Annotated in this window: 17 protein-coding genes; 6 read left to right on the top strand and 11 right to left on the bottom strand. The window is 67.0% G+C overall.

The window, feature by feature from the left end:
* Positions 1-14: 14 nt before the first annotated feature.
* Positions 15-1,088, top strand: coding sequence for a hypothetical protein (locus tag QOL79_RS07555; protein ID WP_058456095.1), 1,074 nt, complete (start codon positions 15-17; stop codon positions 1,086-1,088).
* On the opposite strand, the gene QOL79_RS07550 is transcribed toward QOL79_RS07555, so the two are convergent.
* From QOL79_RS07550 to eno, 7 genes are all read right to left on the bottom strand, one after another.
* Positions 1,066-1,416 carry a DUF2794 domain-containing protein gene (locus QOL79_RS07550; protein WP_282949562.1) on the bottom strand — a complete coding sequence of 117 codons (351 nt, stop codon included), beginning with the start codon at positions 1,414-1,416 and terminating at the stop codon, positions 1,066-1,068. The genes QOL79_RS07555 and QOL79_RS07550 overlap by 23 nt on opposite strands.
* A complete protein-coding gene (cysE, locus tag QOL79_RS07545) occupies positions 1,416-2,135 on the bottom strand; it encodes a serine O-acetyltransferase (protein WP_204994346.1) in 720 nt (239 codons plus the stop codon). The genes QOL79_RS07550 and cysE overlap by 1 nt, the downstream gene beginning before the upstream one ends.
* Before the next feature lie 86 nt (positions 2,136-2,221).
* The gene (locus QOL79_RS07540; RefSeq protein WP_231729136.1) at positions 2,222-2,797 is read right to left on the bottom strand and encodes a hypothetical protein; all 576 of its coding nucleotides are present in this window, start codon (positions 2,795-2,797) and stop codon (positions 2,222-2,224) included.
* A 46-nt stretch (positions 2,798-2,843) separates the two neighbouring features.
* Positions 2,844-4,223: a pyruvate dehydrogenase complex E1 component subunit beta gene (locus tag QOL79_RS07535; RefSeq protein ID WP_283419172.1), complete on the bottom strand. Its 1,380-nt coding sequence runs from the start codon at positions 4,221-4,223 to the stop codon at positions 2,844-2,846.
* Between the two features lies 1 nt (position 4,224).
* A complete protein-coding gene (pdhA, locus tag QOL79_RS07530; RefSeq protein ID WP_058456090.1) occupies positions 4,225-5,295 on the bottom strand; it encodes a pyruvate dehydrogenase (acetyl-transferring) E1 component subunit alpha in 1,071 nt (356 codons plus the stop codon).
* A gap of 129 nt (positions 5,296-5,424) precedes the next feature.
* The gene (locus QOL79_RS07525) at positions 5,425-5,721 is read right to left on the bottom strand and encodes an FtsB family cell division protein (RefSeq protein WP_283419171.1); all 297 of its coding nucleotides are present in this window, start codon (positions 5,719-5,721) and stop codon (positions 5,425-5,427) included.
* Between the two features lie 99 nt (positions 5,722-5,820).
* Positions 5,821-7,095 (bottom strand): phosphopyruvate hydratase, encoded by a 1,275-nt coding sequence (eno, locus tag QOL79_RS07520; RefSeq protein ID WP_283419170.1) that lies wholly within the window; start codon positions 7,093-7,095, stop codon positions 5,821-5,823.
* A gap of 216 nt (positions 7,096-7,311) precedes the next feature.
* On the opposite strand from eno, the gene QOL79_RS07515 reads away from it, so the two are divergent.
* The 5 genes from QOL79_RS07515 to QOL79_RS07495 all read left to right on the top strand — a co-directional run bounded on the left by QOL79_RS07515 (position 7,312) and on the right by QOL79_RS07495 (position 9,413).
* Positions 7,312-7,854 (top strand): hypothetical protein, encoded by a 543-nt coding sequence (locus QOL79_RS07515; RefSeq protein WP_283419169.1) that lies wholly within the window; start codon positions 7,312-7,314, stop codon positions 7,852-7,854.
* Positions 7,855-7,873: 19 nt separating this feature from the next.
* Positions 7,874-8,326, top strand: coding sequence for a hypothetical protein (locus QOL79_RS07510; protein WP_283419168.1), 453 nt, complete (start codon positions 7,874-7,876; stop codon positions 8,324-8,326).
* The gene (locus QOL79_RS07505) at positions 8,326-8,715 is read left to right on the top strand and encodes a hypothetical protein (RefSeq protein ID WP_283419167.1); all 390 of its coding nucleotides are present in this window, start codon (positions 8,326-8,328) and stop codon (positions 8,713-8,715) included. Before QOL79_RS07510 ends, QOL79_RS07505 begins: the two co-directional genes overlap by 1 nt.
* Positions 8,699-9,088 (top strand): hypothetical protein, encoded by a 390-nt coding sequence (locus QOL79_RS07500; protein WP_058456085.1) that lies wholly within the window; start codon positions 8,699-8,701, stop codon positions 9,086-9,088. Before QOL79_RS07505 ends, QOL79_RS07500 begins: the two co-directional genes overlap by 17 nt.
* A gap of 109 nt (positions 9,089-9,197) precedes the next feature.
* Positions 9,198-9,413 carry a DUF4170 domain-containing protein gene (locus QOL79_RS07495; RefSeq protein WP_058456084.1) on the top strand — a complete coding sequence of 72 codons (216 nt, stop codon included), beginning with the start codon at positions 9,198-9,200 and terminating at the stop codon, positions 9,411-9,413.
* Positions 9,414-9,503: 90 nt separating this feature from the next.
* On the opposite strand, the gene QOL79_RS07490 is transcribed toward QOL79_RS07495, so the two are convergent.
* From QOL79_RS07490 to QOL79_RS07475, 4 genes are all read right to left on the bottom strand, one after another.
* Entirely contained in the window at positions 9,504-9,782 is a 279-nt protein-coding gene (locus tag QOL79_RS07490) for an ETC complex I subunit (protein ID WP_282949558.1), read from the bottom strand.
* Between the two features lie 178 nt (positions 9,783-9,960).
* Complete coding sequence (hrpB, locus tag QOL79_RS07485) at positions 9,961-12,426, bottom strand: ATP-dependent helicase HrpB (protein ID WP_058456082.1); 2,466 nt, start codon at positions 12,424-12,426, stop codon at positions 9,961-9,963.
* Positions 12,423-12,803, bottom strand: coding sequence for a DUF1801 domain-containing protein (locus QOL79_RS07480; RefSeq protein WP_283419166.1), 381 nt, complete (start codon positions 12,801-12,803; stop codon positions 12,423-12,425). Before QOL79_RS07480 ends, hrpB begins: the two co-directional genes overlap by 4 nt.
* Before the next feature lie 145 nt (positions 12,804-12,948).
* Positions 12,949-13,962 carry a polyprenyl synthetase family protein gene (locus QOL79_RS07475; RefSeq protein WP_283419165.1) on the bottom strand — a complete coding sequence of 338 codons (1,014 nt, stop codon included), beginning with the start codon at positions 13,960-13,962 and terminating at the stop codon, positions 12,949-12,951.
* Positions 13,963-14,006: the final 44 nt, after the last annotated feature.

Genomic DNA, 14,006 nt, shown 5'->3' with positions numbered 1-14,006 from the left:
GAAGGACGACCCCGATGTATAGTGAAACCGACCTGCAAGCCGCGGTCGATGCAAAGGTACTGACGCCGGAGGCCGCCGCGGCTTTCCGGTCGCATATCGCATCGGTGCGAGCCGCCCCCGGAGCGGACGAGGAATCGTTCCGCCTGATCACCGGGTTCAACGATATCTTCGTCAGCATCGCCGCGGTGATCCTGCTCGTCGCGGTGGCGTGGATCGGCGAATCGATCCACCCGGCCCTCGCCGGCGCGTTCGTTGCGGGATCGGCCTGGTTCCTCGCCGAATATTTCACCCGCGTGCGCCGCATGGCGCTGCCCAGCATCGTCCTCGTCCTCGCCTTTTCGGCGGGTGTCTGCGCGACGATGATCGGCTTCCTCGTCAAGCATGGCGAGGATATCTTCGGCCGTGACCCCGGCGAAACGACGCTTGCCGTGGTGGCGGGCACGATCGCCGCGGTGACTGCGGCGGCGACCTGGTTCCACTGGAAGCGCTTCATGGTGCCGATCACCGTTGCGGCTGGCACCGCGGCGCTCGCCGCGACCGCGGTCGCGCTGGTGCTCGCGATCACCGGCGTCCCCAGCCCCGACGGCACGCTGCCGATGATCCTCGTCCTCATCGCGGGCATCGGCGTCTTCGCGCTCGCCATGTGGTGGGACAAGAGCGACCGGCTGCGCCAGACGCGCCGCAGCGACGTCGCCTTCTGGCTCCACCTGCTCGCCGCGCCGATGATGGTCCACCCGATCTTCCACCTGCTCGGCGTCACGCGGGGCGACGATATCGGCAGCGGCGCCGCGATCCTGGTGGTCGGCATCTATATCGCCTTCGGCCTGATCGCGCTCGCGATCGACCGCCGCGCGCTGCTCGTCTCGGCGCTCGCCTATGTGCTGTTCGCGATGACGCAGCTGTTCCGCACCTTCGGCGCGGTCGAGCTCAACGTCGCGCTGACCGCGTTCGTGATCGGATCGGCGCTGCTGCTGCTCTCGGCCTTCTGGCAGAATGCGCGGGCGGCGGTCGTCGGGCTGCTTCCCGACCATCTGGCGAACCAGCTGCCCGCAACGATCCGCGCGATCAGCCCCCAACCAGCTTCATAAGCTTGCGTTCGACGGGGGCGAGCACGTTCGAAAGCTCGTCCCCGCGCTTCAGGATCGCCCCGGCTTCGGAGACAAGGGCCCACATGCCCTGCCGGCTCCGCAAGGCGGGGCGTTTCTCTATCCGGTATTCGGGACGCTCGGCGGTGCGGCGAAAGGCCGAGAAGATTGCGACGTCGCGGTGGAAATCCATCGCATAGTCGCGCCAATGCCCCGCCGCGACCATCCGGCCATAGAGATCGAGAATGCGTAAAAGCTCGGTGCGCTCGAAGCCGGTCTGCTGCGGTGCCGCCCTGTTGTTAGCGAACGGCAGGGGCGTGACAGTCCCCATCAGGCGCTTTTCCGGCTCCCCTTGCGCCGCGGCGCGTCGAGTTCGGCGGCGAGCGCGTCGCGCTCCTCGAGCAGGGTCGCGAGCTGTTTCTGCATCTGCTCGAGCTGGCATTGCAGGATTTCGAGCTTCTGCGTCGCCGGATCGAAGGTTTCGCTGCACGGGGTGCCATAGGGCACGAATTCGCGCGCATATTCGGCTGCATCGACCAGGGTCGAGCGCGCCGGAATGCCGACCATCACCGCGCCTTCGGGCACATCCTTGGTAACAACCGCATTGGCGCCGACGCGCGCGCGCGGGTTGACGGTGATGGGGCCCAGCACCTGCGCACCCGAACCGACGATCACGTCATCGGCCAGGGTCGGGTGGCGCTTGCCGCCGATGCCGTTGGCGGGATCGGTGCCGCCGAGGGTCACGCCCTGATAGATCGACACATTGTCGCCGATCTCGGCGGTCTCGCCGATGACGACGCCGAAACCATGATCGATAAAAAGATGGCGGCCGATCTTCGCACCCGGGTGGATGTCGATACCCGTCATCCAGCGCGAGAAATGATTGACGAAACGCGCGAGGAAAAACAGGTCCGCCTCGAACAGCCAGTGCGCGACGCGGTGCATACCCACGGCGAGCAGCCCCGGATAAAGGAGGATTTCCCAGCGCGACCGCGGCGCCGGATCGCGCGCCTTGATCGAATCCAGATAGGCGATCAGCCCGTTGAACATCCCTATGTCCCCTGCGACCCTATTTCTGTACCGCGCAAGATAGATGTTCGGCAGCGGCTTTTCCAGTCCCGACCGCATTTATTCGGTCAGCGGCCGATCAGCCCGAGCCGCAACAGCAACAACCCTTCGCCTCGCCAGCGCCGTTCGCCGTCATGTCTGGCGATGGCGGCAGCCCAGCGGTCAAGCATCACCGAAGCACGGTTCCCGCCGAAGGATACGCGCGGCGGCGCGGGCCGGTTACGCGCGGCGGCAAACAAATCGCGGCCTTCCTGCTCGCCCTCCTGCAGCATCGCGCCCCAGACCAGGCCCCAGCGGGCGCCGCCGCCGCCGCCCGACAGGGTGAACAGCGCGTCGCCGAATGCCGCCGCAGCATCGCGGCGCGCCGTCGCATCCTCGGCCAGCAGCATCGCCTCGGCGGCATCGACAAGCGTGTCGAGCCCCCCATGCCCCGCCCATGTCGTCTGAAGCTCGGCGAGCAGCGGCTCGCCCTTCGGCAGCGCCGCGGGATCTCTCGCGAGCATTGCCATCATGTCGCGCCACCAGGCGAGCTTGATCTGCCCGATCAGCGGCTCGCGCGCATCCTGCAGCAGCTTGGTCAGCCGTTCGGCAAGCGCCCACAGCCCAGCGATAGCAGGGCGCCGCTCGCGCGGCACCGCCACCATCACCCGCGGATCACGAATGTCCGGATAGGCTACCGCTTCCGGTGCGTCAGGCGCGATTGGTGATCGCCTTCACGGCCGCGATGACGCGCGGGGTGTCGACCAGTGCCGCCTTTTCGAGATTGTGCGCATAGGGGAGCGGCACATCCTCGTTGCAGACGCGCACGACCGGCGCGTCGAGATCGTCGAAGCCCTGCTCCATCGCGACCATCGCGAGTTCGCTGGCGATCGAGCAGACCGGCCAGCCTTCCTCGACGACGACGAGGCGGTTGGTCTTTTTGAGGCTTTCGAGCACCGTCGCGGTGTCGAGCGGACGCAGCGTGCGCAAGTCGATGACCTCGGCCTCGATCCCCTCGCCCGCGAGCGCGTCGGCGGCTTCGAGCGCCAATCCGACGCCGATCGAATAGCTGACGATCGTCACGTCGCGACCCTCGCGCATGATGCGCGCCTTGCCGATCGGCAGGACATAGTCGGCGACGTCTGGCACCTCGAAGCTGCGGCCGTAGAGCAGCTCGTTCTCGAGGAAGACGACGGGATCCTCGCTGCGGATCGCGGCCTTGAGCAGTCCCTTCGCATCGGCGGCGTCGTAAGGCGAGATCACGATCAGGCCGGGGACGCTCGCGTACCAGGGCGCATAATTCTGGCTGTGCTGTGCGGCAACGCGCGAAGCGGCGCCGTTGGGCCCGCGGAACACGATCGGGCAGCGCATCTGGCCGCCCGACATATAGTTGGTCTTCGCCGCCGAGTTGATGATGTGGTCGATCGCCTGCATCGCGAAGTTGAAGGTCATGAACTCGATGATCGGCTTCAAACCGCCCATTGCGGCGCCCGAACCAAGCCCCGCGAAGCCATATTCGGTGATCGGCGTGTCGATGACGCGGCGTGCGCCGAATTCGTCGAGCAGCCCCTGCGTCACCTTGTACGCGCCCTGATATTCGGCGACTTCCTCGCCCATCACGAAGATGCGGTCGTCGGCGCGCATTTCCTCGGCCATCGCATCGCGCAGCGCCTCGCGGACGGTGAGCTTGACCATCGCGGTGCCCGCCGGGACCGACGGATCGGCCGCGCGGGCGACCGGCGCCGGTGCGGCGGGTGCCGGCGCGGCGGCCGGCGCCGGGGCCGGTGCAGGCGTTTCGACAGGCGCCGGGGCAGCAACGGGCGCAGGTGCCGGAGCGGCAGCCTCTTCGCCCTCGCCGGCGATCGTCGCAATCACGGTGCCGACCTTCACATTGTCGGTGCCCTCGGCGACCAGGATCGACGCGATCGTGCCTTCGTCGATGGCTTCATATTCCATCGTCGCCTTGTCGGTCTCGATCTCGGCGAGGATGTCGCCCGACTTGACCGTATCGCCTTCCTTGACGAGCCACTTGGCGAGCGTGCCCTCTTCCATCGTCGGCGACAGTGCCGGCATCTTCAGTTCGATGGCCATCTCAATATTGCTCCACCAGCACGTCGGTATAAAGTTCATGCAGTTCGGGTTCGGGCGCGCTTTCGGCGAAGTCGGCCGCGTCGCTGACGATCTGGCGGATTTCCTTGTCGATCGCCTTGAACTTGTCCTCGCCGATCCCGGCCTCTTCCATCAGCTTCTTGAGATGTTCGATCGCGTCGCTTTTGTCGCGCACTGCCTGCACTTCCTCGCGGCTGCGATATTTCGCGGGGTCGGACATCGAGTGGCCGCGATAGCGATAGGTCTTGAGCTCCATCAGCACCGGGCCCTTGCCCGCGCGGACCCATTCTATCGCCGCCTCGGCCGCGCCGCGCACCGCGAGCACGTCCATGCCGTCGACCTGCATACCGGGAATGCGGAAGCTTTCGCCGCGGCGATAAAGCTGGTCTTCGGCCGACGAGCGGTTGACCGACGTGCCCATGGCGTACTGGTTGTTCTCGATCACGAAGATGATCGGCAGCTTCCACAGCTCGGCCATGTTGAAGCTTTCGTACACCTGGCCCTGGTTCGCGGCGCCGTCGCCGAAATAGGCCATCGCGATGCCGCCGTCGCCGCGGTACTTGTGCGCGAAGGCGAGGCCGGTGCCGAGCGACACCTGCGCGCCGACGATGCCGTGGCCGCCGTAGAATTTATGCTCGACGCTGAACATGTGCATCGAACCGCCCTTGCCGCGCGAAATGCCCGCAGCGCGGCCCGTCAGTTCGGCCATGATGACCTTTGGATCGATGCCGTAAGCGAGCATATGGCCATGGTCGCGGTAGCCGGTGATGACGCTGTCCTTGTCGCCGTCGAGCGCCGACTGCAGGCCGACCGCAACGGCTTCCTGCCCGATGTACAGGTGACAGAAGCCGCCGATCAGGCCGAGGCCGTAGAGCTGGCCCGCCTTTTCCTCGAAGCGGCGGATCAGCAGCATCTCGCGATAGAATTTCTCGAGCTCCGCGGGCGTCGCGTCATAGGGAGCGGGATCGCGCGGGGACTCGCGATTGGTCGCGGGAGCCGGGGTGGAGGCGGTGTTTTTCGGCGCAGCAGTTTTGCGCGCTGGGGCTTTGGCCAAGGCGGGTTTCCTTTACGGTTAGCCGTTACGGCAGGGCTCCCCTATAGGAGCGCGAAGCCCTGTTTGGCAACGCCCGCTTGGGTATAGCAATGTTGCTGTTTTCGTATGCAGCGAAGGCAGCGATGCCGCTCAGGGCTTCGCGCCGGGCTCCAGCGGAATCGCGATCTCGTCGGGGTGCATTACGCCCAGTTTCTCGCGCACATATTCGTCGGCAAGGTCGGGATCGACGCGGCGCCGGTCGAGCAGGTTGACGCGGTTCTGCAGCTCGATCTGCTTCTTCGTCAGTTCGCTCAGGATGACGCGCTTCTTCTCGACCGACTGGCTGTAGTCGCCCCAGGCATAGAGCCCGGTCGGGCCGAAGATGATATAGCCGATCATCGCCAGCACCGCGATCAGCGCCACCGCAGGGCCAACCGCCCGATTCATCGATTTCCGGAATTTGTGCCGCTGCGTCATTTCAGCCCTTGAATCAGAGTTGATTCGCGGCGTCAAGGCGTCAAACAGCACTTATCCGTCAGTATGGCCTTATCCGAAGATCGACGCGCCCGGATAGCGCGCCATGTCGCCCAGTTCCTCCTCGATACGGATCAGCTGGTTGTATTTGGCGAGCCGGTCCGAGCGCGCGAGGCTGCCGGTCTTGATCTGGCCGCAGTTGGTCGCGACCGCGAGGTCGGCGATGGTCGAATCCTCGGTTTCGCCCGAGCGGTGCGACATGACGGCGGTGTAGCGTGCGCGGTGTGCCATATCGACCGCGTCGAGCGTTTCGGACAGGGTGCCGATCTGGTTGACCTTGACCAGCAGCGAATTGGCGAGGCCGGTCTTGATTCCGTCCTCCAGACGCGACGGATTGGTGACGAACAGATCGTCGCCGACGAGCTGGCACTTGTCGCCAATGAGGTCGGTCAGCGCCTTCCAGCCGGTGAAGTCGTCTTCGCTCATTCCGTCCTCGATCGACTTGATCGGGTAATCGTTCACAAGCGCAGCGAGATAGTCGGCCATCTGTTCGGGGCTCAAGGACAGGCCTTCGCCGCTGATCTCGTACTTGCCGTTCTTGAAGAATTCGGTCGCGGCGCAATCGAGCGCGAGCACGACGTCGGTGCCGAGCTTGAAGCCCGCCTGGTCGATCGAGGCGGCGATGAAGTCGAGCGCATCGCGCGTCGAGGCGAGGTTCGGGGCGAAGCCGCCCTCATCACCCACGGCGGTCGCGAGGCCCTTCGCCGACAGGCCCTTCTTCAGCGTGTGGAAAATCTCGCTGCCCCAGCGCACGGCTTCTGCGAGGCTGCCGGCCCCGACGGGCATGATCATGAATTCCTGCACGTCGATCGGATTGTCGGCATGTTCGCCGCCGTTGATGATGTTCATCATCGGCACCGGAAGCGTGCGCGCCGAGACCCCGCCGACATAGCGATAGAGCGGCAGGCCGCGCGCATCGGCCGCGGCCTTTGCGGCGGCGAGGCTGACGCCGAGGATCGCATTGGCGCCGAGGCGCGCCTTGTTGGGCGTGCCGTCGAGGTCGATCATCGCCATGTCGATCTCGCGCTGGTCCTCAGCATCGAGGCCGATCAGCGCGTCGGCGATCTCGGTGTTGACCGCGTCGACCGCCTTGGTCACGCCCTTGCCGAGATAGCGCGCCTTGTCGCCATCGCGCAGTTCGACCGCTTCATGCGCGCCGGTCGATGCGCCCGAGGGCACCGCGGCGCGTCCGAAGCTGCCGTCCTCCAGCAGCACATCGACTTCGACAGTCGGATTGCCGCGGCTGTCGAGGATTTCGCGGCCGTGGATGTCGATGATGGCGGTCATGGAGGATCGTCCTGCTGAACGGCCCACGACGGGCCGGGTGGGAAAGGCGCCCGCCTGTTATCGGCGCCTCGCCGCCAGTGCAACCGTCCGCACGGGAATTTCGGCGGATTTTTCTGCGGGGATGGAACCATTCATCGCGTGTTGCTATATTAAGGCAGACAGAGGAAAAACCGCCGCGCTTATGCGACGCCCGGCATAAGAAGAAGAGGACGACCGATGGCCAAAGCCGCTACTCCAGCCACCAAGAAACCCGCCCCCAAGGCCCCTGCCAAGCCCGCCGCAACCAAGGCTGCGCCCGCGCGCAAGCCCGCGGCGAAGAAGGCCGTCGCCAAGGATCATCCGATCCGCGATCAAATCGCCGCGACGCGCGACACCATCAAGTCCGAAGCCTCGAAAAAGGCGGCTTCGCTGAAGGAAGAAGCCGCGGCGCTGAAAAGCCAGGCCTCGGCCAAGGCGCGCGATGCGGCGACCAAGGGCAAGGACAAGGCGGCCGAAGCGGTCGGCAACCTCGCGAAGCTGCTCGAGGACGGCGCCGGCACCGTCGACAGCAAGTTCGGCAAGCAGTACGGCGACTACGCCCGCTCGGCCGCCGCGACCGTCGCCGGCCTCGCCTCGAGCCTCGACAAGAAGGATCTCGACGAACTCGCGGCTTCGACCCGCGACCTCGTCAAGAAGAACCCGGCGATCGCGGTCGGCGCGGCGACGGTGGTCGGCTTCGTGCTCGCCCGCCTGCTCAAGGGTGGTTCGAGCAGCGACTGACCGCTACAGTCGCCCGGCGATGCCTCCACCCGATTCCGATACGCCGCTGCAGGGCGATGCGCATGGCTATGACCGCGTGAGCCACGGCTATGCGCCGGACGGGCGGCCGCTCGCGACGCCGCCCGTTCCGCTCAAGGACATTGTCGACGAGGTCGTGGACAATCTCTCGGGGACGGCGAAGGCCGAGATCGCGCTGCTTGAGGCGCGGAGCGAGCTGGCGCTGCATGGCGTCAGCTGGACCGCTGGCTGGGGTGCGGTCGCCGCGTCGGCGGCAGGAATTGCGATGCTGGCGCTGGCCTTTGGCGCGATCCTGGTGCTGCTGCCGCACGTCGGACCGCTGCTCGCGACCCTGATCGTCGTCGGCGTGCTGCTGGCGATCGCGGCCTTTGCCGGATGGCGGGCGCAGGTCGCTTATGGCGACATCCGCACCGCGCTACGCCGCGACCTGACGAACGAGGAGCCCGACGACTGATGCCGCGCACGCGCAACCGCCTGATCAACGCCGCACGGCGCTCAATGCTCCAGCGCGCCGAGCTGCATCGGCGGCTCGACGTCGCGAAGGCGGCGTTCAAGCCAACCGCGCTCTATGCGCGCGGGAAATATAATGTCGACGTGAAAGTCGACGAAGCCGCACAGACCGTCCGGCAGCAGTTCCGCGACAACCGCCTGCCGATCGCGATCGCCGCCGTGGCCGGGCTCGCCTGGATTTTTCGCGAGCCGATCAGGGAAAATGCGCCGAAACTGGTGCAAAAGGCGCAGGAGCTGGCCGACGCGGCGATGGCGAAGTTTCAGCCCGTCGGAGATGAAGAGCCGACGGACGACGAAGATTTGACGGAGGATCAGGATGAAGCCGCTGAGTGAAACCGCCAACGAAGCCCGCGCAAAAGCGAGCGAGCTTGCAGAGAAAACCGCAGAAAATGCTCGCGCGACGGCCGAGGCTGCGAAGGCGCGCATCCAGGACGGCTATGGCCGCGCCCGCGCCGTGACGAGCGATCTCGCCGACCGCACGCGCACCGCGACTGGCGAACTCGCCGCGAAAGGCCGCGAACAGGCCGAGGCTGCGCGCGAAGTCGCGGGCGAGTTCTATGAGAAGGGCAAGGTCCAGGCCAAGCGCGCGAACAGCAAGCTGAAGGACGTCGCCGAAAAGCAGCCGCTCGCGCTGGTCGCCGGCGCGGTCGCGATCGGGGCGCTGCTCGGCTCGCTGCTGCCGAAAGGCGGCACGAAGGACGATTGAGCCGGGCTTCGACGGACAGGTTGCGGACAGCTAGCTTGCCTATTGGCTCGTTCGGGAATAGGGGGCTGCGCTTCCCCTCCCCAGTCTCTTTACGCTTAGGAATCCCGAGATGAGCAAGCTCCACCTGGTTTTCGGCGGACGCGTCAGCGACCCCCAAGGCCTCGACTTCGTCGACCTTCACAACCTCGATATTGTCGGCCTCTATCCCGACTACAAGTCCGCCGAAAAGGCCTGGCGCAGCGCCGCGCAGCGCACCGTCGACGACGCCGAGATGAAATATGTCGTCGTCCACCTGCACAAGCTGCTGCAGCCCGAGGCGGAATGATCCGTCGCCCCCGCGAAGGCGGGGGCCGCTAGCAAGCTCCGCGCCACTTCTCCAACGGCCCCCGCCTTCGCGGGGGCGACGCTTATTTGATCAACGGAAATTGTCGGCGTATGCCTGAATCTTCAGCTTGCGGACGGGCGTCGGCATAACCTCCACCTCGATGCCATTCTTCTGCGCATAGGCGACCGCCTCTTCCTGCGTCGCGAAGCCGAGGCGAAGCTGGCGCTGCGTGTCGCCGCTGCCGGCCCAGCCCATCAGCGGATCGGCCTTGCGCGCCTCGGCGGGCGCGAATTCCAGGAACCAGCGCTGCGTGCCCGCACGGCCCGACTGCATCGCATTCTTGGGCTTCTGGAAGATACGCGCTTTCATGGGTGGTCGTCCTGACTGGGATGCTTCTGCCGTCGCCTTAGCGTCAAGCATTTCAGACGAAAAGAGGGAAAGCCGTGCGCTCCCTCTTCGTCATCCCGGACTTGATCCGGGATCCATCTATCCAACATCGCGCCGGTGGACCCCGGATCAAGTCCGGGGTGACGAATGATGGAGAGGCCTATTGCGTATCACGGCGCGCCTGCGCCGCCTTGGTGAGCAAGGTCGCCCGCGCGTTCGCCGGATCGTCGGGCCAGCTATGCTTGGGATAGCGGCCACGCATCTCCTTCGCGACCTCGGACCAGCTGCCGCTCCAGAAGCTGACGATGTCGCGGCTCGTCTGGATCGGGCGATGCGCGGGCGAGGTCAGCGCGAGAACGAGCGGGATCGGCGGGTCGCCGATCACCGGATGGCGCGCGAGGCCGAACATTTCCTGCACGCGCACGCTGACCGTCGGGCCGCCGTCGGCGCCATAATCGATCGCATGGCGGCTGCCCGCGGGAGTGATGAAATCGGCGGGCGCGAGCTTTTCGAGCAACTGCCGCGCGGGCCAGTCGAGCAGGCCCGAGAGCGCATCCGCGAGCCGTTGGTCGCCGATGTCGCGCAGGCCGCGCGATTTTCCGAGCAGCGGCGCGAGCCAGATATCGAGGCTGTCGGAAAGCGCGGGCGCCGACAGCGCATCGAGCCCCGCGAAGGACGCGCGCTGACGCAATGCCTGCGACACCGGCCCCCACCCGATCAGGCCGAGGCCCTTTTCGCGCACCGCGGCGATGCGCACCGCGACATCATCCTCGGCGCCCCCGCTTCGCGCCGTCTGCCCGCTCGACAGCGCGATCGCGCCGAGGCGGCGTTCGCGGCGATGGTCGACGCGGTCGGCCTCGGCATCGTAGCGGCTCGCCGACCGGCTTTCGATCTGATCGGCAAAGATCGTTTCGACCTCGGCCAAGCCGATCGGCGCCGCGCCCAGAATGCGCACCCCGGCGGCGTGGCCCTGCGCGTCGGCGATGGCCAGCCATTCGCTGTTCGCCAGCGGATCAAGCGGGTCGAGCTTGTAGGCGCGGCCGCCCGCGCTCAGATAGTCGCCGCGCTGGCCGGCGCGCCGGCGCGCGACACGGTCGGGCCAGGCGGTCGCGATCCAGCCACCCACCGACCGTTCGCCGAGTTTGCTCTCGCCCGATGCGCGTTTCTTGCCAAGCTCGGCGAGGCGCCGCGCCAGCCGCCACGCGCCTTCGGAGCGGTCGCCGCGCATGGCCTGCCAGCGCCCGAGCCGCGCCTCGACATCGACGCCGCGCCCGCCGAGCCCCGGTTCGGTGAGCAGCACCGCCAGCTTCGCGGCGAGGTCGGCCTCGCCTGCCCGCGCCGCATCGAGCAGCATGTGCGCGAGCGGTACCGGCAACGGGATCGAAGCAAGCGCCTTGCCGTGCGCCGTGATTCGCCCGTCGTCGCCGAGCGCGCCGATCGCCCGCAGGCGCATTTTCGCCTCGGCGATCGCGGCGGGTGACGGCGGATCGAGCCAGCCGAGCTGGCGCGGATCGATGATGCCCCAGCTCGCGCAGTCGAGCACCACGGGCATCAGGTCATTCTCGTGAATTTCGGGCGGGTCGAACGGCGGCATCCCCGCGGTCGCCGCGGCTTCCCACAGGCGATAGGCCACGCCCGGCCCCTGCCGCGCCGCGCGTCCCGCGCGCTGCGTCGCCGACGCCTGGCTGGCGCGTTCGGTCACGAGCCTTGCGATCCCCGCCGCCTTGTCGAAGCGCGGGCGCCGCGACAGGCCGGCGTCGATCACGATGCGCACGCCCTCGATCGTCAGGCTGGTTTCGGCAATGCTCGTCGCGAGGATGAGCTTGCGGCCGCCGTCGGGATCGCGGACGAGCGCTTTTCGCTGCTGCGCCGGGTCGATCTGGCCGTGCAGGCGGTGGACGACGAGCGGCAGCCCCGCCGCCTCGACCGCCGCCGCGGCGCGCTCGATGTCGGCGGCGCCGGGCAGGAAGGCGAGCATGTCACCGTCCGCCTCGTCGGCCATCGCGTGCCGCACCGCCGCCAACACCGACGCCTCGAGCCGATCCTCGGCGCGGCGGCCGATATGGCGCAAGTCGAGCGGCCAGCTCTTCCCTTCGCTCTTCACCACCGGCGCACCGCCGAGCAGTGCGCCGAAGCGCGCGCCGTCGAGCGTCGCCGACATCGCGACGAGGCGCAGGTCGTCGCGGAGCCCCTGTTGCGCGTCGATCGCGAGCGCGAGCGCGAAATCGCCGTCGAGGCTGCGTTCGTGGACCTCGTCGAAAAGCACCGCCGAGACGCCGTGAAGCTCGGGATCGGCAAGGATGCGGTTGCGGAACAGGCCCGGCGTCATCACCAGCAGCCGCGTCGCCGCCGACTGCTTGCTGTCGAGGCGCGTCGCATAACCCACCTTGCCGCCGACCGCCTCGCCCATTTCCTCGGCGATCCGCTCCGCCGCGGCGCGCGCGGCGAGCCGGCGCGGCGAGAGCAGCCACACCGTCCCCTTGCACCACGGCTGGTCGAGCATCGCCGGCGCGACGCGCGTCGTCTTGCCCGCACCCGGCGGCGCGACGACGACGACATTGGGTTTGAGCACGAGCGCCGCCATAATGTCGGGCAGCACGGCATCGATCGGAAGCGGCTGCGTCATGTGCGTGCTGCGGGATTGCCCAGCTCGGCGTTGAGGCGGAAGGCTTCGACGGCGAGGCGCGCGACCTGTTCGGCCGTCACCTCGGTCGCCTCGGTCATCACCAGGTTGCCGAGTTCATATTTGCCGCTCGCCTTTATCCGTGGATCAAGAGCGCGCAGCCGCTTGCCGCGCCAGAAACCGAGCAGCACGCGATGCTGTTCGGCGCGGATCAGGATGCACGGACCGTTCGCCATGAAGACGAGGTTGGTCCATTTGATCGTTTCCTCGAAGGGCGCGGCGCCCATGATCGCGGCGCGCATACTGGCGCATCGTTCGCGCTGCCAACCGGACAGGGCGGCGATATAGGCGTCGGGCGTTTCGGCGGCTGGACCCATCATCGGCATTTGTCGTCCCCGAAGCATTTCCATCCCGTGCCCCCTGCGAAGGCAGGGATCCATCCCCGGGTAGGTCAAGATAGCACCGGCAGGTGATGGGCCCCTGCCTTCGCAGGGGCACAGAAACATAACGTTACCCGAGACCGCGCTAATAGGCGCGCGCGACCGCGAAGGCGACCGCTTCGGTCAGCGCCGACTTCGCCTGGCTCGCGCGGAAGCCGCCGATCGCGTCGACCGCGCGCTGACCATAGTGGCGCGCGCGTGCGAGCGTGTCGGCGATCGTGTCATGCTTCAGCAGCAGCGACTTGGCGTAGGCGAGATCCTCGTCGGACGTCTTGTGCCCGACGATCGCCTGCTTCCAGAATTCGCGCTCCTCGGCGCTACCCCGCGCATAGGCGAGGATGACGGGCAAGGTGACCTTGCCGTCGCGGAAATCGTCGCCGACGCCCTTCCCCATCGTCTCCGCATCGGAGACATAGTCGATCGCATCGTCGACGAGCTGGAACGCGATACCGAGATTGCGTCCATAGGTGTCGAGCGCCGCTTCGGTCGCGTCGTCGCGTTCGGCGACGACCGCCGCGATCTTGCACGCGGCGGCGAACAATTCGGCGGTCTTGGCGTTGATGATCGCGAGATACTGGTCTTCTCTCGTCTCGATCCGGCGCTGCGCCGAGAGCTGGTTGACTTCGCCCTCCGCGATCACCGCCGAGGCGCGGCTGAGGATCTTCAGCACCTTCAGCGACCCGTCCTCGACCATCACCTCGAACGCGCGGCTGAACAGGAAGTCGCCGACGAGGACCGAGGCGCTGTTGCCCCAGATGGTGTTCGCGGTCTTGCGGCCGCGGCGAAGGTCCGATTTGTCGACGACATCGTCGTGGAGCAAGGTCGCGGTGTGGATGAATTCGACTGCGGCGGCGAGCTTGCAGTGGCGGCGCCCCGGATAGTCGAGCAGCTTGCCGCACGCGAGCGTCAGCATCGGGCGCATCCGCTTGCCGCCGCCCGCGATCAGATGCCCCGCCAGCTCCGGGATCAGCGGCACTTCGGACTGCATCCGGTCGAGAATGACCGCATTCACCTCGTTCATATCGGCGGCGACGAGCGCCATCATCGGGTCGAGCGAGGGCGGCCGGTCGCCGTGGAGGAGGTGGATTTCCGCAGTCATGACAAGCGCCGCCTTGGCCGGAGGACCGGTATTTTGCAACGACT

This window comes from Sphingopyxis sp. Geo48 (genome assembly GCF_949769155.1).
In the GTDB taxonomy this organism is placed as follows: domain Bacteria; phylum Pseudomonadota; class Alphaproteobacteria; order Sphingomonadales; family Sphingomonadaceae; genus Sphingopyxis.
This window is presented reverse-complemented; position numbering and strand designations above follow the sequence as displayed.